The 18,204-nt window shown below is 50.3% G+C and carries 21 protein-coding genes; 6 read left to right on the plus strand and 15 right to left on the minus strand.

The window, feature by feature from the left end:
• Window positions 1-18 precede the first annotated feature (18 nt).
• The 4 genes from araH to GPJ68_RS14185 all read right to left on the minus strand — a co-directional run bounded on the left by araH (window position 19) and on the right by GPJ68_RS14185 (window position 4,512).
• Complete coding sequence (araH, locus tag GPJ68_RS14170) at window positions 19-1,005, minus strand: L-arabinose ABC transporter permease AraH (protein WP_016153448.1); 987 nt, start codon at window positions 1,003-1,005, stop codon at window positions 19-21.
• Window positions 1,006-1,019: 14 nt separating this feature from the next.
• Window positions 1,020-2,534, minus strand: coding sequence for an arabinose ABC transporter ATP-binding protein AraG (gene araG, locus GPJ68_RS14175; protein WP_104651440.1), 1,515 nt, complete (start codon window positions 2,532-2,534; stop codon window positions 1,020-1,022).
• Window positions 2,535-2,649: 115 nt separating this feature from the next.
• Window positions 2,650-3,639, minus strand: coding sequence for an arabinose ABC transporter substrate-binding protein (locus GPJ68_RS14180; RefSeq protein ID WP_003034602.1), 990 nt, complete (start codon window positions 3,637-3,639; stop codon window positions 2,650-2,652).
• Window positions 3,640-3,954: 315 nt separating this feature from the next.
• Window positions 3,955-4,512: a DJ-1/PfpI family protein gene (locus GPJ68_RS14185; protein ID WP_095715343.1), complete on the minus strand. Its 558-nt coding sequence runs from the start codon at window positions 4,510-4,512 to the stop codon at window positions 3,955-3,957.
• A 553-nt stretch (window positions 4,513-5,065) separates the two neighbouring features.
• Between GPJ68_RS14185 and GPJ68_RS14190 the strand changes: the two genes are divergently transcribed.
• A complete protein-coding gene (locus tag GPJ68_RS14190) occupies window positions 5,066-5,569 on the plus strand; it encodes a non-heme ferritin-like protein (protein WP_016153451.1) in 504 nt (167 codons plus the stop codon).
• Window positions 5,570-5,707: 138 nt separating this feature from the next.
• Here GPJ68_RS14190 and GPJ68_RS14195 read toward each other — a convergent pair whose 3' ends face one another.
• Window positions 5,708-5,959 carry a DUF2766 family protein gene (locus GPJ68_RS14195; protein WP_016153452.1) on the minus strand — a complete coding sequence of 84 codons (252 nt, stop codon included), beginning with the start codon at window positions 5,957-5,959 and terminating at the stop codon, window positions 5,708-5,710.
• A 128-nt stretch (window positions 5,960-6,087) separates the two neighbouring features.
• Here GPJ68_RS14195 and GPJ68_RS14200 point away from each other — a divergent pair, with 128 nt between their 5' ends.
• On the plus strand, window positions 6,088-7,509 hold the full coding sequence (locus tag GPJ68_RS14200) for an MFS transporter (protein ID WP_172860488.1): 1,422 nt from the start codon (window positions 6,088-6,090) through the stop codon (window positions 7,507-7,509).
• A gap of 33 nt (window positions 7,510-7,542) precedes the next feature.
• Here the strand turns inward: GPJ68_RS14200 and GPJ68_RS14205 are convergent, their stop codons facing one another.
• The gene (locus GPJ68_RS14205) at window positions 7,543-8,181 is read right to left on the minus strand and encodes an RpiB/LacA/LacB family sugar-phosphate isomerase (RefSeq protein ID WP_016153454.1); all 639 of its coding nucleotides are present in this window, start codon (window positions 8,179-8,181) and stop codon (window positions 7,543-7,545) included.
• A gap of 267 nt (window positions 8,182-8,448) precedes the next feature.
• On the opposite strand from GPJ68_RS14205, the gene GPJ68_RS14210 reads away from it, so the two are divergent.
• Window positions 8,449-8,784 (plus strand): YecR-like lipofamily protein, encoded by a 336-nt coding sequence (locus GPJ68_RS14210; RefSeq protein WP_016153455.1) that lies wholly within the window; start codon window positions 8,449-8,451, stop codon window positions 8,782-8,784.
• Window positions 8,785-8,978: 194 nt separating this feature from the next.
• On the plus strand, window positions 8,979-9,476 hold the full coding sequence (gene ftnA, locus GPJ68_RS14215) for a non-heme ferritin (protein ID WP_016153456.1): 498 nt from the start codon (window positions 8,979-8,981) through the stop codon (window positions 9,474-9,476).
• A 45-nt stretch (window positions 9,477-9,521) separates the two neighbouring features.
• Here the strand turns inward: ftnA and GPJ68_RS14220 are convergent, their stop codons facing one another.
• A complete protein-coding gene (locus GPJ68_RS14220; protein ID WP_019077055.1) occupies window positions 9,522-9,761 on the minus strand; it encodes a YecH family metal-binding protein in 240 nt (79 codons plus the stop codon).
• 225 nt (window positions 9,762-9,986) lie between these two features.
• Here GPJ68_RS14220 and tyrP point away from each other — a divergent pair, with 225 nt between their 5' ends.
• The gene (gene tyrP, locus GPJ68_RS14225; protein WP_016153458.1) at window positions 9,987-11,198 is read left to right on the plus strand and encodes a tyrosine transporter TyrP; all 1,212 of its coding nucleotides are present in this window, start codon (window positions 9,987-9,989) and stop codon (window positions 11,196-11,198) included.
• 28 nt (window positions 11,199-11,226) lie between these two features.
• Here the strand turns inward: tyrP and GPJ68_RS14230 are convergent, their stop codons facing one another.
• From GPJ68_RS14230 to GPJ68_RS14250, 5 genes are all read right to left on the minus strand, one after another.
• Entirely contained in the window at window positions 11,227-11,892 is a 666-nt protein-coding gene (locus GPJ68_RS14230) for a YecA family protein (protein ID WP_079939953.1), read from the minus strand.
• A gap of 209 nt (window positions 11,893-12,101) precedes the next feature.
• A complete protein-coding gene (locus tag GPJ68_RS14235) occupies window positions 12,102-12,383 on the minus strand; it encodes a heavy-metal-associated domain-containing protein (RefSeq protein WP_016153460.1) in 282 nt (93 codons plus the stop codon).
• Window positions 12,380-12,736: a mercuric transporter MerT family protein gene (locus GPJ68_RS14240; RefSeq protein ID WP_104651443.1), complete on the minus strand. Its 357-nt coding sequence runs from the start codon at window positions 12,734-12,736 to the stop codon at window positions 12,380-12,382. The genes GPJ68_RS14235 and GPJ68_RS14240 overlap by 4 nt, the downstream gene beginning before the upstream one ends.
• Window positions 12,714-13,856 carry a transglutaminase-like domain-containing protein gene (locus tag GPJ68_RS14245; protein ID WP_104651444.1) on the minus strand — a complete coding sequence of 381 codons (1,143 nt, stop codon included), beginning with the start codon at window positions 13,854-13,856 and terminating at the stop codon, window positions 12,714-12,716. Before GPJ68_RS14245 ends, GPJ68_RS14240 begins: the two co-directional genes overlap by 23 nt.
• Before the next feature lie 206 nt (window positions 13,857-14,062).
• Window positions 14,063-14,533, minus strand: coding sequence for an SRPBCC family protein (locus GPJ68_RS14250; RefSeq protein ID WP_104651445.1), 471 nt, complete (start codon window positions 14,531-14,533; stop codon window positions 14,063-14,065).
• 396 nt (window positions 14,534-14,929) lie between these two features.
• Here GPJ68_RS14250 and GPJ68_RS14255 point away from each other — a divergent pair, with 396 nt between their 5' ends.
• Window positions 14,930-15,271 carry a hypothetical protein gene (locus GPJ68_RS14255; protein WP_049040545.1) on the plus strand — a complete coding sequence of 114 codons (342 nt, stop codon included), beginning with the start codon at window positions 14,930-14,932 and terminating at the stop codon, window positions 15,269-15,271.
• 333 nt (window positions 15,272-15,604) lie between these two features.
• Here GPJ68_RS14255 and GPJ68_RS14260 read toward each other — a convergent pair whose 3' ends face one another.
• The 3 genes from GPJ68_RS14260 to GPJ68_RS14270 form a co-directional block, all read right to left on the minus strand.
• Window positions 15,605-16,186: a YrbL family protein gene (locus GPJ68_RS14260; RefSeq protein ID WP_172860489.1), complete on the minus strand. Its 582-nt coding sequence runs from the start codon at window positions 16,184-16,186 to the stop codon at window positions 15,605-15,607.
• Between the two features lie 281 nt (window positions 16,187-16,467).
• Window positions 16,468-16,893 carry a glutaredoxin-dependent arsenate reductase gene (arsC, locus tag GPJ68_RS14265; RefSeq protein ID WP_019077061.1) on the minus strand — a complete coding sequence of 142 codons (426 nt, stop codon included), beginning with the start codon at window positions 16,891-16,893 and terminating at the stop codon, window positions 16,468-16,470.
• Between the two features lie 12 nt (window positions 16,894-16,905).
• A complete protein-coding gene (locus tag GPJ68_RS14270; protein WP_104652397.1) occupies window positions 16,906-18,195 on the minus strand; it encodes an arsenic transporter in 1,290 nt (429 codons plus the stop codon).
• Window positions 18,196-18,204 lie beyond the last annotated feature (9 nt).

The raw sequence follows: 18,204 nt of genomic DNA on the forward strand, positions 1-18,204 counted from the left end.
AAGTTGGGGTTAAAATCATCAAACAGTACGCTTCGCTTTTTGCTTGTAACGGTCGAAGATCACCGCCGCCAGCAGGATCAGACCACGTACGACATACTGTGCGAACGGAGAGATGTTCAGCAGGTTCATTGCATTCTCAACCGTTCCCAGAATCAACACCCCGGCTACCACATATGAGATTTTTCCGATGCCGCCTTTAAGCGAAACGCCCCCTAACACGCACGCGGAAATCACGATCAGCTCATAGCCGATTGAGGTCATTGGCTGGCCGCTGGTCATACGTGATGCGAGGATAATCCCGGCGATGGCGGATACCAGCCCGGACAGAATAAAGATAATAATTTTGGTACGAACGACCGGAACCCCAGCCAGACGTGCCGCCTCTTCATTCCCCCCAATGGCCAGCGTGTTACGACCAAACGTGGTTTTATTGAGCAGTAAGCCAAAAACGATGAAACAGACGACCGTGATCCAGATAGGTGCCGGCAGACCAAACCAGTTGGCGTAGCCGAGAGTGAAGAAGCGCTCGTCTTCAATCCCTACCGCCTTACCGTCGGAAATAATGTAGGCCAGACCACGCACAATCTGCATCGTCGCAAGGGTCGTGATCAGGGCGTTAATTTTCAGCCGCGCAATCACGAACCCATTCACCAGACCACATAGAATACCGAGCAGTAGCCCGGCAGCCACGCCAATCCACAGGCTTTCGGTCATATTAATGACCACGGCTGTAGTGACCCCGGCGCAGGCAATCACGGAGGCAACGGACAGGTCGAAGTCACCGGATGCCAGGCAAAACAGCATCCCACACGCGACCATACCCGACATCGATACCGCCAGCCCCAGCCCCTTCATGTTGATGAAAGTGGCAAAGTTAGGCACAAAGAGGGAACAAACCAGGAACAGCGCGGCGAACACGACCAGCATCCCGTATTGATCCCAAATGCGACCAAGATTTAGCGCCGACTTTGCAGCACCTGAACCCGATGTTGAAACGGAAGACATCATTCTCTCCTTATTCAGGCTACAGCCTGGCTAACTTTTGGCATAGCAAGGCTTAACGCCTGGCGCTCATCCGACTGTTCATGAAGTAACTCACCGGCAATTTCGCCTTCTCTCATCACCACGATACGGTCGGCGACACCGAGCACTTCTGGCAGATCGCTGGAAGCAAACAGCACGGCCACGCCGCGCGCCGCGAGGGCATAAATCACGTTATAAATTTCATGCTTGGCACCCACATCAATACCGCGTGTAGGTTCGTCCAGCAAAATCACTTTCATCTCTTCCGATAACCAACGGCCGAGAATAGCCTTCTGTTGATTACCGCCGGAGAGGTTCATAATCAGTTGCTCCGCGCCCGGCGTTTTAATATTGAGTGAGCGAATATGGTGATCGGCATTGGTCTCTTCCCAGCCGTTGTTGATCACGCATCCGCCCAGAACATGTTTACGACGGGCACTGATGTTGATGTTGTTACGTACCGAATGGACCGGAATGATCCCTTCAGCCTTGCGATCTTCCGGGCACAGCATCATCCCCGCTTCTATGGCGTGGCTCGGTTTACGGATATCAATAGGCTGTTCATCGATAAACACCTGGCCTGCCGTGATACGCGTGCCGCCAAACAGACCTTTCATTAATTCGCTACGTCCGGCGCCCACCAGTCCAAACAATCCGACAATTTCACCACTGCGCACTGATAAACTGATCGGGGTACGCACGCCTGGGGCTTTGACTTCATGCAAACGCAGGCGCTCTGCACCATAAGGTCTGGATTTCCAGCCATAAATATCACCGAGGTCGCGCCCGACCATCGCCTGCACCAGCGCGTCGTGATCGACCTGCTGCATATCCGTGAACGTTTTGACGTAATGACCATCTTTAAACACGGTGATGGCATCGCTAAGGGCAAAGATCTCCTCCATACGGTGCGAAACGTACAGGATGATGCGCCCTTCGTTGCGTAGCTCACGGATGACGCGAAACAGATTCTCAATCTCGCGCGCTGAAAGGGAGCTGGTCGGTTCATCAAACGCGATAATTTTGGCGTTGCGCGCCAGCGCTTTCGCAATCTCCACCATCTGCCATTGACCAATGGAGAGGTATTTCAACGGCGTATCGGGATCGATATCCATGCCCAGATGCTTGAGCTGAAGCCCCGCTTCATAGTTCAGCAGCGAGCGGTTCACAATCCCGCCTTTGTGCGGCATCTGCCCTAAATAAATATTCTCGGCAACGGTCATTTCCGGGACGAGATGCAGCTCCTGGTAAATAATGGCAACACCGGCGTTCAGCGCGGCATTGGTGTCCGCAAACGAAACCTCTTGTCCACGGATCGCCAAAGATCCCGTCGTTGGCGCATAGTTACCGCTGAGAATTTTTAATAGTGTTGATTTCCCGGCGCCATTTTCGCCCATCAGCGCATGCACCTGACCGGCATAGCAGTCGAAACTGATATCCGTGAGCGCTTTAACGCCGGGGAACGTTTTGCCAATGCCGCGAAATGAGAGATACGGGGTAGACTGTTGCATAACGTCTCCGTGAGTCAGATCTTTATGCCGGATAGCGGTTTTGCCTTATCCAGCCTACTGAGTACGCAATTCGTAGGCCGGATAAGACGCGTTGGCATCGCATCCGGCATTTGTGTTATTTACCGCCTAAGCCTTTCTTCGCCAGTTCTTCTTTAAAGTTATCGCGGGTAATCAGCACCACATCCGTCACTTCAGTAAACGCTGGTGGCTCTGCACCTTTCGTTACCCAGTTGTAGAGCATCTCACTTGATTTGTAGCCGTGAACGTCCGGGCTTGGCAGGAGTGAACCGTAGAACCCGGTCGCTTCGCCTTTGGAGAGTTCGCTCACGGCATCAACGCCGTTGATGCCGATACCAATCACATTCGGCGCTTTGAAGCCCTGCCCTTCGGTCGCACGTACGCCGCCCAGCACGGTGTTGTCGTTCATGCCGACAATCAGCCAGTGTTTGACTTCAGGGTGCTGAACCAGCATGGAGTTAGCGGCATCGAATGCCCCGGGGATATCATTCGATTTAGTGGGGACCTGGTAGATCTGTTTTTCCGGGAAGCCAGCGGCTTTAAGCGCTTCCATTGAACCCGATGTACGGCGACGCGCGGTATCGAGTTCATTCGCGGTAATGGCCATTACGGCTGTGGATTTCACATCCCAACCGCGCTTTTGCATCTCCTTATACAGCTCCTGGCCCTGGCGCTCACCAATTTTGGTTGCAGCCATCATCACCAGCGGCACGGTATCCATCGGCTTACCTTTGGCGTTAGCAAACTGGTCATCGACGGCAATGACTTTCATATCGTAGCCACGCGCCTTGGCCATAATGGCAGGCCCGAGTTTGGGGTCCGGCGTACAAATCACAAACCCTTTTGCGCCACTTGCAGCCAGGCTGTCGATGGCGTTAAGGGTCTTCTCACCATCCGGGACGGCAATTTTAATCACCTCAAAGCCAAGGTCTTTACCGGCTTTATCGGCAAATTTCCATTCAGTCTGGAACCACGGTTCTTCCGGTTGTTTGACCAGGAAACCGAGCTTCATGGATTCAGCGATAGCGGATTGTGACATAATGGCAGCCAGACCGATGGCAGCCAGCGCTTTAGTGAATTTGTGCATGGTTAACTCCAGCTTTAACGTTCTTTTATGTAGGGTAAAATCAGACGATTTTTTGTAATTCGGACGTAAAACAAGGCATTACCTTTTAGTGATAAGATCAATGCCAGTGCTGAGAGTAGTTTTAGCGGGAAATTGATTCTCCATAAGAGAGCGGCATCACACCACAGAATTACAGTAATTGCGTACATAAATTCAGCGGGAAATGACATAAAAAAACGCGGTTTTGTCGACGGGAAAAAAGAGGGATAGCAGATTAATCCATAACATCAGCTAACGAATCCTTGTTCCCGAATACCGAAGCATTCGGGAACATGATTACCATCGGTAATAAATGTGGTCAGCGTGATCGCGAACCGGAATGTCATCTCCCAGCAGGCGCGCCGCAAGCGTCAACGCAAAATCGAAAATATGCCCTAATCCTTTGCCGCTAATCAGATTGCCATCTTCAACAACCGGCGCATCGATATATTCCCCTTCCGTGACGTTTTGCCACAGATCTCCTGAGCAAACATAGCGACGCCCCTTCAGCAGACTGTTGCCGCCCAACACGCGCGCGGCCGCAGAACATACCGGGCAAATGAGCTTTCCTGCCTGATCATGACGGGATACAAACTGGATGACCGCCTCACTGGCGGCAAGATTAACGCTGCCCTGCGGCCCGCCTGGCAATACGACGGCATCGTAGAGATATGTCTGGCGCGCGGCCAGCGTGCTATCCATCACCATCGGTACGTCATGATAACTCACCACCGCACGTGACTCTGCGCAGGCCAGGGTTTCGACTTCGATATTCAGGCGACGCAGAATATCAAGGGTAACAATCGCCTCCGCCTCTTCAAAACCGGGTGCCAGCAGCACCGCAACCTTCTTCATATGTAACTCCTTGCTTAATCCACATAAACGAAATAATTAATGACGACCAGTGCAGACTGTTAAATTTCTCAATTTGATTAAAACTGATCTGGCGCAAAAAATTAGCCATCAGATAATTTGTACTACTCCATCCCGATCGTGAAATTGCCTTTCAACTTGGGCAGATAATCATCAGATGCCAGACAATACCTTATTGTGGAATTTAATTTTGTGATATGAAACACCATTTCATTATCATGAAAATCATTTAATGACATAAATTTCAACCCCTTACATTCATGTCATCTATATGCCAAAACAGCAGAAGCATGAATACTGTTATGACAATATGTAAAAAAACATAAATACGCAGATTTAAGGATTTTCTTATACCAGGGCAAGCGTTATGCTGAATCTCGATCGGAGCGAATATAATTCGTGATCACTAAAGGACCGGCGGAACGGATTTATTCTGCTAACAGTTTTAATTGTACGTAGAGGTGAAGTGCAGCGGCAGCCCGCTGTACTGGCGTGAGTAACGTACACCCCCCTTTCTGGAAATAAGGATATTGATATGGCTGCAGTTGGAATTGTTCATAAACTCAATACACAAATGAATCTCGAGTTCTACGCCTCGAATCTTTACCTGCATCTCAGCGAATGGTGCTACGAGCATAGCCTGACAGGTACAGCCACGTTTCTACGCACGCAGGCGCAAGGTAACGTGACTCAAATGATGCGTATGTTCAATTTTATGAAAAGTGCTGGGGCTAATCCCATCGTCAAGGCCATGGATGTGCCGGGTGATGAACTGAGTTCCCTTGAAGAATTGTTTCAGAAAACGTTGGATGAATATCAGCAGCGTTCGAGTAAGCTCTCGCGTTTAACCAATGAAGCTGAAGCATTAAACGATGCGCCAACCATTGATTTTCTTCACGATCTGGAAAAAGAGCAGCAGCAGGATGGCGTGCTGTTACAGACGATTCTTGATGAAGTCCGCAGCGCCAAACGCGCGGGGTTGTGCATGGCGCAAACCGATAAGCACTTGCTCAACGTCGTTAACTACCAGCATCACTAATCTTCAGTTTTCATCGCGTTAATGCCGGATAGCGATGCTGCGCACCTTATCCGGTCAACCTCTGATTTTCCCTGGCACGCGCCTCCCATTCTGCGAGGCGCAAAAAAACCTTTCTAAAACCTGAAACAACGGTTTATTTTAGTGGGATTCGTTCTGCGGCGTGAATTTCAACTCGATCAAGGCAACCGCTTTTTGTATTGCGCGCATAGTAACCGGATCGGCCCCTGCAGGATGGCTGGAAAAATCGATGTTTTTCAGTTGGCTGGACATTTTTTCCCGAACTTCTACCGGGGCAATAACATCAAGAACATCCAGAATTTGCTTGATAACCAGCTGACAGGCAACAACGTCCGAGAGCAGTTCCTGATCGGCATTCAATGTTTGGGACATAGTGAGCTCCTTATAGAAAGGTCGTCATAGTACCTATTCAGCGATCGAAACGATAGCCGCGCACACATTACAAATGCGCTGAAAATAAAAAAGGTCCAGTCAGTTTCTTTTGAGATGGCAAGCACAACATGAGTGAACAGTTAGCGGTTGAGAACCAACGCGGTCTTTCCCCGGCAGCATTACTTGTTGCCGGGGCTTTCTTTATGGAATTTATTGACGGCACGGTGATTGCCACAGCCCTACCCGACATGGCCAAAAGCTTTGGCGTACAGGCGGTAGACCTGAACATTGGTATCAGCGCCTACTTGATCACCCTCGCGGTGCTTATCCCCGCCAGCGGCTGGATTGCGGATCGCTTCGGCGCCCGAAAAGTGTTTACCCTGGCGCTGGCGATTTTTACTCTCGCTTCGGTTTTATGCGGTTTGTCCGAAAGCCTTGAGAGCTTTGTAGCAATGCGAATTTTACAGGGTGTGGGTGGCGCGCTAATGTTTCCTGTTGGCCGTCTCGCGGTACTGCGCACCACGCCTAAACATCAGTTGATCACCGCCATTGCGACCCTGACCTGGCCCGCATTAGTCGCGCCTATCATCGGGCCACCGCTTGGAGGATTCATTACCAGCTATGCTAACTGGCGTTGGATCTTCTTTATTAACGTACCGCTGGGAGTTTTGGCGATCGCGCTGGCGCTACGTTTTATCCCGGATATTCATGACGACGAGCGCCGTCCATTTGATATAGCGGGTTTTATCGCGACCTCTGTTGCGATGGTTAGCCTGGTGTATGCCATGGAGTTACTGGGAACCCAGCAGCCGCAGGGCTGGCTAACCGCCGGGCTGCTGGCGCTAGGAACCGTGACCTTTCTGTTTGCCCTGCATCATTTTCGTCGCACTACCTGGCCGATGATTCGTCTTGATGCTATGAGCGTCCCTACTTTTCGCGTCACCCTGTACGGCGGGTCGCTATTTCGAGCCTCTATTAGCGCTGTACCATTTCTGCTGCCGTTAATGTTCCAGGTCGGTTTTGGCATGAACGCTTTTCACGCGGGTTCGCTGGTTCTGGCGGTGTTTGTGGGCAATCTGACGATAAAACCTGCCACCACGCCGTTGATACGCTGGCTGGGCTTTAAGAAACTGCTGTTAATCAACGGTGCGCTAAACGTCCTGGCGCTGTTGGCCTGTGCATTAATTACGCCGCAGACCCCGGTGTGGGTTATTTTGTTGGTGTTGTATCTGGGCGGCGTGTTCCGCTCAATTCAGTTTACCGGTATCAGCACGCTTGCCTTTGCGGACGTCCCCGGGCCACAAATGAGCTACGCCAATACGCTGTTCAGTACGGCAACACAATTAGCGGTAGGCTTGGGCATTTCATTGGCCGCTATCGGAATTCGTATCGGCGATGAGGTGAGTGAATGGCTGGCGTTAGGCAATATTCCGGGTATCAGTTTCCGGCTGGCCTTTGTCGCTATTGCGATTATTTGTCTGGTAGGTATGGTTGATACGCTGCGGCTTGCCCATGATGCTGGAAGCGCGGTTTCTAACAAGAACAAATAGCCCGGCAGGCGAACACCGCCGGGCCAACAGGATTTAGCCAACTATCTCGCGTACAAACGCTTCGATCGCTTTGTCCTGGCAGTTTTCAAAGAAGCACTGCTGGAAGCGCGGACCAGATACGGCGGTTTTTACCAGTTCAGGATCGATAGCGCGCAGAGTGTCCAGATAGTTTTCTTTTACCACCGCCGCTTTCACCTGGTTCAGAATACCCGCGTTACGCACCTGCGGCTCTTTACGCTCTGGCGGATACCCTTCGCCGTTACGACCAGTGAATGCTTTTTCAAACATATAGCGCACATTCAGCTCAGCACCCCAGCCAAAACCTTTGGCGAATGCCAGAGAAAGCGCATTCCCGTTGTTGATCTGAGAGAACAAAAATGCGTCTGCCGGATCGAGACAGTAACCGCACACCACGCCCGGATGTATATTCAGTGACATCATTGCCCCCTGACCCGTACCGCACCCCGTAACCACAAAATCCACGGCTTTGGAATTGAGCAGGATGCTGGCCATAATCCCTAAATGGATGTAGGTCAGATGATGGTCATTTTCGTCGCTCATCCCAACGTTATACACTGGAAAACCTTTCTCATCCGCAACGGCTTTAAGCTCGTTATGAATGATGGCATTTTTGCTTGCCTGGCTGTTTTCCATCATCAATGCAATTTTCATTCTGTAATCTCCTGAATGCGCTGCGGAGGCCCGCTGAAAGTCATAACATTCAGGCCACATTACTATTTTGCAAACTCACTTTCAAATTTAATGAAATTTTGTTTTATAAAATAATGAGGTGCTCACATTTTTTCTGAGACAGCTCAGAATAGCCTCAATAAAATGACGTCGTTGCGATTAATCACAGGTGATCTTCGGGCTATTCAAGCCATTGATGCGCCCCACATATGCCATGATAGCCTATCTCCGAACTTTCAGAGCGATCACATGAAGACCTTTATCCTTGCCCTTTTGCCGCTCGTGCTGACAGGATGCACTATTACTAAACAGGCGCAGGTCAGCGAAGCCAGTGCCATCACCGGCGTCGTTCGCCTGACCTACAACCAGGCCATGCTACAAACGGCGCGTACCGATGATTACGTGACCCAAGGCACAGCCACCAAAGAGTGTCAGCGCCTGGGTTATGCCAACGCAATGGCGTTTGGTCAGCCGGTATCAACCTGTAGCGTATATGCCGGTTCTCTGTGCTTAAATACCAAAATCACGCTCGCCTGGCAGTGTCACGGCGTTGCGGTATCCCAGTCGCCTGCCTTCAATTATTAATATTTTCGACCAGCACATTATTGCTGGTCTTCTGCCTTTTCATTATTTATATTCCCCGCTTAATAGCGTTAATGCGTTTTATTCCCATTCGCATTTTTAATAAATAAATTTATTATTTTACCTTTTGCAAATAATTAAATAACAAATTATAGTGACGCCACGCTAATATATAATAACGTTTGTGGAGCACAACCATGCTGAAAACAGAAATGATCGACCAACTGAATGAGCAAATGAACCTTGAATTATATTCATCTCTGCTCTACCAACAGATGAGCGCGTGGTGCAGCTATCACAGCTTTGAAGGTGCCGCCGCGTTTTTGCGCCGTCACGCCCAGGAAGAGATGACGCATATGCAGCGTCTGTTTGACTACCTGACCGATACCGGCAGCTTGCCGTGTATTAACACCGTCCCTTCCCCCTTTGCTGAATATGCGTCTCTGGACGAACTGTTCCGTGTTACTTACGAACACGAGCAGTTGATCACCCAGAAAATTAATGAGCTGGCACACGCGGCAATGACCCACCAGGATTATCCGACGTTTAATTTCCTGCAATGGTATGTTGCCGAGCAGCATGAAGAAGAGAAATTATTTAAATCTGTCATTGATAAGTTATCGCTGGCAGGGAAAAGTGGCGAAGGTCTTTATTTCATCGATAAAGAACTGGCTACGCTTGATACACAGAATTAATGTTGTGGGGTAATGAAGGCAACCCGCCATCATTACCCGCTAAAATCAGTGACGGCAGATCTTGCTTTCGTGCGTAGAGAAGCCGTCTTCTTTTGCAATAAATTTTCCCTTCGCCGCTAAAAACGCCACCAGCTCGGCTGCCGACATATCCGCCGCAGAACAGGTGTGAAAACGAGCCTGCTCGCCAAACCGTGCCGTAATCGCCGCTTCAAGGCTGGCATGTGAATACTGCTCGCCAGATTCAATCATCATGTTGAGCACTTCGTGACCGTGAATAGATTCCATACTACCTCCTCAATAAAGTCCGTAGCCTAATGTGAACGGCACGGCCTTGCTTTGCGCTAACGCAGGTTTACCCGCAGATAAATATCATTTGTGATACATCTTAACGCGCCAAACATCGTAAAGATTAATGTACATTCATTGTAACGATGATTTGACGAAAATAGCGTTTTGCCTTAACCTGCGCCGCAGATATAACCGTTGATTATCTCTGGGACAGAGGAAAGCGTGAAAAACAGAACCCTGGGTAGTATTTTTATCGTGGCGGGAACCACGATTGGTGCCGGTATGTTGGCAATGCCGCTGGCCGCGGCAGGCGTGGGGTTTAGCGTCACGCTGGTATTGTTAGTGAGTCTTTGGGCGCTAATGTGCTACACCGCGCTGTTGCTGCTTGAAGTGTATCAACACGTACCGGCAGACACCGGGTTGGGTACGCTGGCAAAACGTTATCTTGGTCGTTACGGACAATGGGTAACGGGCTTTAGCATGATGTTTTTAATGTACGCGCTGACGGCGGCGTATATCAGTGGCGCTGGTGAGTTGCTGGCTTCCAGCATCAGCGACTGGACCGGGACAACGCTCTCCCCGACAACAGGCGTACTGCTGTTCACCTTTGTTGCCGGTGGCGTGGTTTGCGTTGGCACATCTTTGGTCGATCTGTTCAACCGTCTGTTGTTCAGTGCCAAGATAATCTTCCTGGTGGTGATGCTGGCCCTGTTAATGCCGCATATCCATAAAGTAAACCTGCTTACGTTGCCGCTTCAGCAGGGGCTGGCACTTTCTGCAATCCCGGTTATCTTCACTTCGTTCGGTTTTCACGGCAGCGTCCCCAGTATCGTCAGCTATATGAACGGTAACATCCGTAAACTGCGTTGGGTGTTTATCACCGGGAGCGCCATTCCGCTGGTCGCCTATATCTTCTGGCAACTGGCCACGCTTGGCAGTATTAACTCCTCAACGTTCATGGGGCTGTTAGCCAACCACGCTGGTTTAAACGGTTTATTACAAGCATTACGTGAAGTCGTGGCTTCGCCGCACGTCGAACTGGCGGTGCATCTGTTTGCCGACCTTGCGCTGGCAACCTCTTTCCTCGGCGTCGCACTGGGATTATTTGACTACCTGGCCGACCTCTTCCAGCGCCGCAATACCGTAGCAGGAAGAATGCAAACCGGCGTGGTGACCTTCCTGCCGCCGCTGGCATTCGCGCTGTTCTATCCGCGTGGTTTCGTCATGGCCCTGGGGTATGCGGGCGTTGCCCTGGCGGTGCTGGCGCTGCTCATTCCCTCGATGCTGGCATGGCAGAGCAGAAAACAGAATCCACAGGCTAACTACCGCGTGGCAGGGGGTGCTCCGGCGCTGGCGCTGGTATTTTTGTGCGGCATTGTGGTGATAGCCGTACAGTTTTCTATTGCAGCAGGATTACTACCGGAAGTGGGTTAAAACAAAAGGGGCTTAACGCCCCTTTTTCTTAATGCAAACAGCACTGCTTATATTTTTTGCCGCTACCGCACGGACAAGGGTCATTGCGCCCTACCTTGGCATCCACTTTGACCGGTACTTTAACCGGCGTTTCCTGAGGATGCGCCATCCAGTAAGCATGCAGATCCAGCGCCGCCAGGCGGATGGCATCCACGCTCTCTTCGAACGCTTCTGGCGTCAGTTTCTCAACGACCGCAAAGTTTTCTTCCGTACCGTGCAGCGCAATAGCCTCGAGCGCCGGTTTTAACGAGTCTGGTAACGCGGACCAGTCCGACAGCGCGACGCCGCGCATATAACCAAAACACCACTCTTCAACGATGGTCAGTTCATGCTCGTCAATTTCACGCAAACCAAACAGCGGCTCAAACTGCTCAGGATATTCATCCAGGCGATCGGCCGTATCCGCCATATGTTGAAACGCCAGGTTCATGAAACGCGTCATTTCTTTTTCGGAGGACCAGCGAGGAACATACTGCGCGCCGCCCCAAATAGCGACCAGCCACTGCTCCGGTTCAATTTCATACGGTGAACTCAGTACCGCCGTCAGTAAACCATCCAGTTCTGACACATCCAGAATAGCCTTATCCGTATTGTACTTAGTCAGTACATCATCCAGCCATTCCAGTTCGCTCTCGTTTAATGGTCCCGTTTTCATAACGCTTTTCCTTAGTCAAAAAATCTTGCCTGTGATCATCCTACATGGCTGGAGGGATAACAGATATAAATGGGCATATGCGGCTTACAGCAGCCGCCTGTTCAGGTTAACAGGAAAAGAGGGGAATTCCGGTAGTTAACGCACAAAAGAGAACACTAAGCCGCCGGGCATCATACCGGGAAAACACAATAAAACCACCCGCAGGTGGTTTACTGTTGTTCAATACGGTTGAGCGTTGCGGTATAGCCCGTTTTCGCTACTGCGTTAAGTAGAGTATCGGTTGGGAAACCTTCTGGCACGATGGCTTCTGCCTGCCGGGTTTTGAGAGAGGATTTTGCTTTAATCACGCCGTCGGTTTCACGTAGCGCCTGATTGACCGAAATAACGCATAACGAGCAGGTCATATTTTGTATATCCAGCACCACTTTTTGATTGGCCGCCTGAGCCCACAGCGGCAACAGCAAGCATGCAACTAACGCGAAGATCTTCATTCAAATACCTCATAAAACCAGGCAACAAGCGTTGGGTAAAATAGCACCGGCAAAATCAATGCCAGCGCGCACCAGTAGAGAACGCGCGCTTGCTTCAGAGTTAACCACCCGGAGCACCACAACCGTTTGGAAAAATAGAGCTGCCAGAAGACACGCAGTAATAATCCCAGGGACAGCAGTACCAGAGGAGTTCGCAAAAACTCAAACCGGGTGAAAACGGCGAAGCTCGCCGCCGAAATACCAAACAGCAGGTAAAGTAGCGGTCCAACACAGCATAAGCCAGCGGTGACGGCGGCGGCCGCAGCCGTCAACAGGGTAAGCCCCGCACCTTTAGCGTTGTTCTGTGGCGACATAGCTGTAGGAGAACGCTTTAGGATCATAAAAATTGATCGGGTCACCATCGACTTCAGCGTAAGGATAACCAAAGTTATTCATGGCCCCCTGCTCCGTTGCCGGATACAACTCGAAATCACGTCCGTAGTTGAATCCAACCCAGTTCATTTCCCAGTTACCAAACAGGTAAGCGTTAACCGCCTGGACATCGGCATCCTGATGCGTTTTTTTCTCTGCCAGACGCATTTTGGTCACGTCAGCAGGATCGCACGGTAACCAACCGTAACCTGCCAGATAGAACTCAGCACGGCAGTGTTGACCGCCGCTCACATTGGCAACGCCTGCACTGTCGGCTGTGCCAAAAGCACTTTTCGAGTAACGTTCGAGCTTAATGGCCTTGCCCAGACGGATGCCAAACAGTTCGCGCGCCGGAATACCGCTGGCCCGCGCCAGAGCAACAAAAACGGAGCTCATGTCGGTGCATTTTCCTTTGAGCTTACCGCTTTTTAATATCTCCGCCACATCCCCCGTGCCGCAGCCAATAACGTCGTTGTCACGCTCCATATGGCTGCTGACCCATTCGTAAATCAGGCGCGCTTTTTTTAGCGGATCCTGCTCATTACCGGTGATTTTACGCGCGGTTTCCAGGACCAGTCCATCAACTGGGGTATGTGCCGTCGGCAACAGATACGGTTTTACATCCAGCGGATAAATAATCTGCTCAGGTGCCTGCCAGTTTTTCAGCGCGTCCTGCTTCAGCGGTTCCCAGTCGGCGGTTTCAATGTCGATATCAACGTTAACCAACAATTCACCCTGCGAGTCAGCCCAGGTGGCAAACAGCGTTTTCGCGCCGTAGGTATTATTGGTGGTGACGTACGCCTGCTTATAGTTTCCGCTAAAGGCAAGCGCCGTCATTTGTTGAAACGCGGTATCCACCGGTAGCGGGATCCACAGTTTCACCACGCCGCTCGATCCCTTAGGAGGATTAAGTTTATACGTTTGAGATAAGACAAAGCGTCGACGAGCTATTGGCGCAACGGATGGCTCAGCGGCACGTACCGTCTGGCTAATGACTGCAGGGCCGACTAATCCGGCGGCGGAAAGGAGAACGCTATTTTTGAGAAATTGACGACGTTGCATTGCTGTCTGTCCAGGTTGTAAGAGTTGAGCTACGGCTAAAGGGGAAACCGTACGCGATCATCACAGCAGACAGAGGCTGGCATAAAAAGGCGAGTCGATGGAGATTATTCATCAATAACAGACCTGTTAACTGTGAATGAAGTGAGAAACTGCAAGGTCGCTATTAAGCCATTTACAGCCAAAAAAGTACAGCAGCGGAGATACGTTCAGACTATATACACAGTCGTTGCCAGTTTGCGGGCTAACCCTCTTGCCCCCTCGCGCATGACCGTATTGTGATTCCAGCGAAATACAGGTGCTGCAAGCGGGGCGAGATAATTCATCCAGCGGATCGTGGTACGCACATTCCAGTCATATCTGACAATAGTCGCTGTACCATTGGGAGTAAAAGACCATACCCCTCGCCCTTCCACCGCGCCGCTGGCTTGTCCTTCAAGCAATGTGCAAGGCCGTATTTTCAACACATTGATATCAAAGGTTAAGCGATAAGGAAGCGCCCCTTTCCAGGTATAACGATGCAACGCCCCAATACCCCGTAAATCCCCTTTCCTTATCTCAACGATGCGTTGCAGACTTCCCCACCATTCAGGCCACCTGTCCGGATGGGAAAAAACATCCCATACCTCCTGAACTGAAGCCTCAACCCGCCAGATTGTGGAAAACTGATAGTCAGCCATAGTGCAGGCTCCCTCAAGGCGTGAAAAAATTGACGGTGAAACGGGTGTTAATAACCATAGCATCCAGAAGAACAGTTTCTAATCGCTGCCCATCTGGCGCATAGCTGATCACTTTGGCAGGGAGTCCGTGATTATTATCCAGCCAGATGTCGTAGCGGTGAACGCAACTCGCGGAGAAAATGAGCCGCGCATAACCGCCCCCTGTATCGGTACTATCTGCAAACTGGAGTCATCAGCTGTCGACTGTTTTTATTATAGTTCTTAATTGCGCGGCACTCCTCTCCCGCCCCCTTAGACTCTGTACAGGCAACAGGCTTAAACTGTTCATTTTCTATTCAGATGAGATGACGACATAAGACTATACTTTAATAGCCATACTTTTAATGGGTATTAATCATGAAACTGCCACCGGTATTTTCATGCGCCGTCCTCGTATTGCTGTTGGCGTCATCGTCTGCCGCAGCCAGCGCGTTACAAAACCAGGCCGCAAGAGAGCAAGAGTTAAGCGCGGCACTTCTTGCAGGAAATGGCGTCATCATCATTGGCGGGACGGATGATTTCGCTTTCACATTCAGGGCACGTAACCGAATCCACAGACATTTGGCGATTCAGGATGGCATAGGCGATCCCATCATGATGAATGGTTTTCAGGACCACAACTATAATCCCGCCCGGGATGGCTTTATCAACAACCCAGCCCGGGGAAGGTTTATGTTTAATGCACCGATTCGTCGATAGATTGATTGGCAATGGGGAGTGTGTAGCGGGCGGCTTAACGTATCTGGCAGGCTTACTTGACGCAAAATATCTATGGTTCGTCAAAAGCCGGCACAAAAAAACCACCCGTAGGTGGTTTCGCGACACTGCTTATTGCTTTGATTGTTCTATTCTTTCCCATGGTTCCGGTGTGGGATTTGCCCCCACACAGCACGAACGCCGAGCAGTTCAGAATATTTTTCAAGAAGTTAATATGTAACTTACTTCTGCGTAAACACCTTTGTTAATCAGGTATGCGGGATCGGAAGTCCGGCAACAGAAAACTGGTGATTCGATTATTTTTAACCTGCGTGGTTAAGCTTGTTGCAGACCGTTCAAATCGTTAAGCATCCGCTTGAGACATTTGATTTTATTCTTATCGCGAACTGATTGCGAAAGCTTACTGAGTTGAAAAAACGTTTTGTCACCAAACCCGTCAATAACTTTGAAGCGATAATCCTGACGCTCGCTATCCCAGGCATAAACAATGTTTTTACAATGCAGGGAGTTAATAATGACTTTGGTGCTGACAAACCAGGCTAAAAAAGCATTCAGCTTCTGCAATTTGCTGTCATCGAGTTCGTTTTTGAGAGCAAGCTGATAAAGAGTTTGAGCAAGGTTGCCATGCTCATCGCACTCCTTCACAGTGATCTGCCCTACACCTTTATTTGTTTCAACAAGGCCTTCGATCTTTTGCATATAAAGAGAGTCTGTTTGATGGCCAGGCTTGCATTCTTTGAGGTCCCGGAAGACTTCCCGTAACTTGCTTTTATAGTTCGCAATATCTGAAATAACGATTTTGATCAGCAGGTTACTATCCTGTGGATGCTGAAAGACGTAACGATCGTTACCTCGTGCAAGTAAGTCTTCATCTGTCAATACAAGCTCTTGTTTCATGATAGTTTTTGACTCTTACCCTAAGGGAAATGAAATTGCCTCAACTGACCTGCATCGGTAAGTTCTGCTAATCAAAAACTATTATGTATATATTTATTTCAATAATTGATAAACGAAATGCATTCGGAGTGAGACAAATGTCTCTTCAGGCAAGTGGGCAGGCTAATGAACCTGTTTTGATCCCCCGCAAATACGCTTCTCCAGTCGTGAACGAGGGTTATCAGCAAAGAGCAGGCACCGGTATGAAGTCAACAGGCACCCGATAATATTAAGCGGAAAGATTACTTAACCCGTTTCCCCGTTTCGTCAATGACCTTTTCGCCATCCTCTTTGGTAAAAGAGCCTTTCTGACCTTCAGGTAAAATATCCAGCACAATTTCTGAGGGACGACAAAGACGCGTGCCAAGCGGCGTCACTACAATCGGCCGATTAATCAGGATCGGATGCTGAATCATAAAATCGATCAACTGCTCATCAGAAAACTTATCTTCATCAAGACCAAGCTGCTCATAAGGTTCAACGTTCTTACGCAGCAATGCGCGTACTGAAATGCCCATATCTGAAATCAGTTTGGTCAGTTCATCACGAGTCGGGGGCGTATCGAGATAATAAATAATAGTTGGTTCGTTACCGCTGTTACGGATCATCTCCAGCGTGTTACGTGAAGTGCCACAGGCCGGGTTGTGATAGATGGTAATGTTGCTCATATCAGTATCTCATTACAAAGTGACAAAGAGCCGCCACGCCAGCGCGGCCAGAGTGACGAACAGCACGGGCAGAGTCATGATAATGCCGGTGCGGAAGTAATATCCCCAGGTGATGGTCATATTTTTCTGTGCCAACACATGAAGCCACAGCAGAGTTGCCAAACTGCCTATCGGGGTGATTTTAGGACCTAAATCGCAGCCAATCACATTGGCATAAATCATCGCCTCTTTGACGACGCCGGTCGCAGCACTCCCGTCTATGGACAATGCACCAATCAGCACCGTCGGCATATTGTTCATCACAGACGACAAGAAGGCAGTCAGGAAGCCGGTACCGAACGTGGCAGCCCATAAACCTTTGTCTGCCAGCATATTGAGTACAGCAGAAAGATACTCGGTGAGTCCTGCATTACGCAGGCCGTAGACGACCATATACATACCCAGCGAGAAAATCACGATCTGCCAGGGCGCCCCGCGCAGCACTTTCCCGGTATTAATAGCGTGGCCACGCTTGGCTACCACGAACAGCACCGCAGCCCCAACTGCTGCTATCGCGCTTACAGGGATCCCCAGCGGCTCCAGAACAAAGAAACCGACCAACAGGAACAGCAGAACAATCCAGCCCGCCCTGAACGTCGCCGGATCTTTAATCGCACTGGCGGGCATCTTGAGCAGTGAAACGTCATATCTGGCCGGGATATCGCGGCGGAAGAAGAGATGGAGCATGACCAACGTGGCAGCAATGGCCGCCAGGTTCACAGGGACCATCACGGAGGCATACTGTGTAAAGCCCAGGCCGAAGAAATCCGCCGAGACAATATTGACCAGGTTAGAGACAATCAGCGGCAGGCTGGCAGTATCTGCGATAAATCCTGCAGCCATGACAAAGGCCAGCGTCGTCGCCTGGCTGACCCCCAGGGCGAGTAGCATCGCAATCACAATCGGCGTCAGTATCAGTGCTGCACCGTCGTTAGCAAACAGCGCAGCAACAGCAGCGCCAAGCAGTATTATCCAGGTAAACAGCAGGCGACCACGCCCGTTACCCCAGCGGGAGACATGCAGCGCGGCCCATTCAAAGAAACCGGACTCATCGAGCAGCAGGCTGATGATAATCACCGCGATGAATGCCGCTGTTGCGTTCCAGACGATATTCCAGACTACGGGAATATCATCAATGTGGATGACCCCCGTCCCCAGTGCCAGTAAGGCTCCGATACTTGCGCTCCAGCCAATGCTGAGACCTCTGGGCTGCCAGATGACCAGGACCAGCGTCAGTATAAAAATACTCCCTGCCAAAAGCATTTTAGATTC

Origin of the sequence: Citrobacter sp. 172116965 (assembly GCF_013458095.1) — a bacterium.
In the GTDB taxonomy this organism is placed as follows: Bacteria; Pseudomonadota; Gammaproteobacteria; order Enterobacterales; family Enterobacteriaceae; genus Citrobacter; species Citrobacter braakii.

What these genes read in the sequence shown, in the direction of transcription:
- GPJ68_RS14250 (WP_104651445.1), bottom strand. Translation starts at nt 14,533, where the DNA reads ATGGCTGACTATCAGTTTTCCACAATCTGGCGGGTTGAGGCTTCAGTT.
- GPJ68_RS14240 (WP_104651443.1), bottom strand. Translation starts at nt 12,736, where the DNA reads ATGTCGCCACAGAACAACGCTAAAGGTGCGGGGCTTACCCTGTTGACG.
- araH (WP_016153448.1), bottom strand. Translation starts at nt 1,005, where the DNA reads ATGTCTTCCGTTTCAACATCGGGTTCAGGTGCTGCAAAGTCGGCGCTA.
- GPJ68_RS14270 (WP_104652397.1), bottom strand. Translation starts at nt 18,195, where the DNA reads ATGCTTTTGGCAGGGAGTATTTTTATACTGACGCTGGTCCTGGTCATC.
- GPJ68_RS14230 (WP_079939953.1), bottom strand. Translation starts at nt 11,892, where the DNA reads ATGAAAACGGGACCATTAAACGAGAGCGAACTGGAATGGCTGGATGAT.
- ftnA (WP_016153456.1), top strand. Translation starts at nt 8,979, where the DNA reads ATGCTGAAAACAGAAATGATCGACCAACTGAATGAGCAAATGAACCTT.
- GPJ68_RS14260 (WP_172860489.1), bottom strand. Translation starts at nt 16,186, where the DNA reads ATGAAACAAGAGCTTGTATTGACAGATGAAGACTTACTTGCACGAGGT.
- GPJ68_RS14200 (WP_172860488.1), top strand. Translation starts at nt 6,088, where the DNA reads ATGAGTGAACAGTTAGCGGTTGAGAACCAACGCGGTCTTTCCCCGGCA.
- araG (WP_104651440.1), bottom strand. Translation starts at nt 2,534, where the DNA reads ATGCAACAGTCTACCCCGTATCTCTCATTTCGCGGCATTGGCAAAACG.
- GPJ68_RS14205 (WP_016153454.1), bottom strand. Translation starts at nt 8,181, where the DNA reads ATGAAAATTGCATTGATGATGGAAAACAGCCAGGCAAGCAAAAATGCC.
- GPJ68_RS14235 (WP_016153460.1), bottom strand. Translation starts at nt 12,383, where the DNA reads ATGAAGATCTTCGCGTTAGTTGCATGCTTGCTGTTGCCGCTGTGGGCT.
- GPJ68_RS14255 (WP_049040545.1), top strand. Translation starts at nt 14,930, where the DNA reads ATGAAACTGCCACCGGTATTTTCATGCGCCGTCCTCGTATTGCTGTTG.
- GPJ68_RS14180 (WP_003034602.1), bottom strand. Translation starts at nt 3,639, where the DNA reads ATGCACAAATTCACTAAAGCGCTGGCTGCCATCGGTCTGGCTGCCATT.
- GPJ68_RS14245 (WP_104651444.1), bottom strand. Translation starts at nt 13,856, where the DNA reads ATGCAACGTCGTCAATTTCTCAAAAATAGCGTTCTCCTTTCCGCCGCC.
- GPJ68_RS14195 (WP_016153452.1), bottom strand. Translation starts at nt 5,959, where the DNA reads ATGTCCCAAACATTGAATGCCGATCAGGAACTGCTCTCGGACGTTGTT.
- GPJ68_RS14210 (WP_016153455.1), top strand. Translation starts at nt 8,449, where the DNA reads ATGAAGACCTTTATCCTTGCCCTTTTGCCGCTCGTGCTGACAGGATGC.
- GPJ68_RS14185 (WP_095715343.1), bottom strand. Translation starts at nt 4,512, where the DNA reads ATGAAGAAGGTTGCGGTGCTGCTGGCACCCGGTTTTGAAGAGGCGGAG.
- arsC (WP_019077061.1), bottom strand. Translation starts at nt 16,893, where the DNA reads ATGAGCAACATTACCATCTATCACAACCCGGCCTGTGGCACTTCACGT.
- GPJ68_RS14190 (WP_016153451.1), top strand. Translation starts at nt 5,066, where the DNA reads ATGGCTGCAGTTGGAATTGTTCATAAACTCAATACACAAATGAATCTC.
- GPJ68_RS14220 (WP_019077055.1), bottom strand. Translation starts at nt 9,761, where the DNA reads ATGGAATCTATTCACGGTCACGAAGTGCTCAACATGATGATTGAATCT.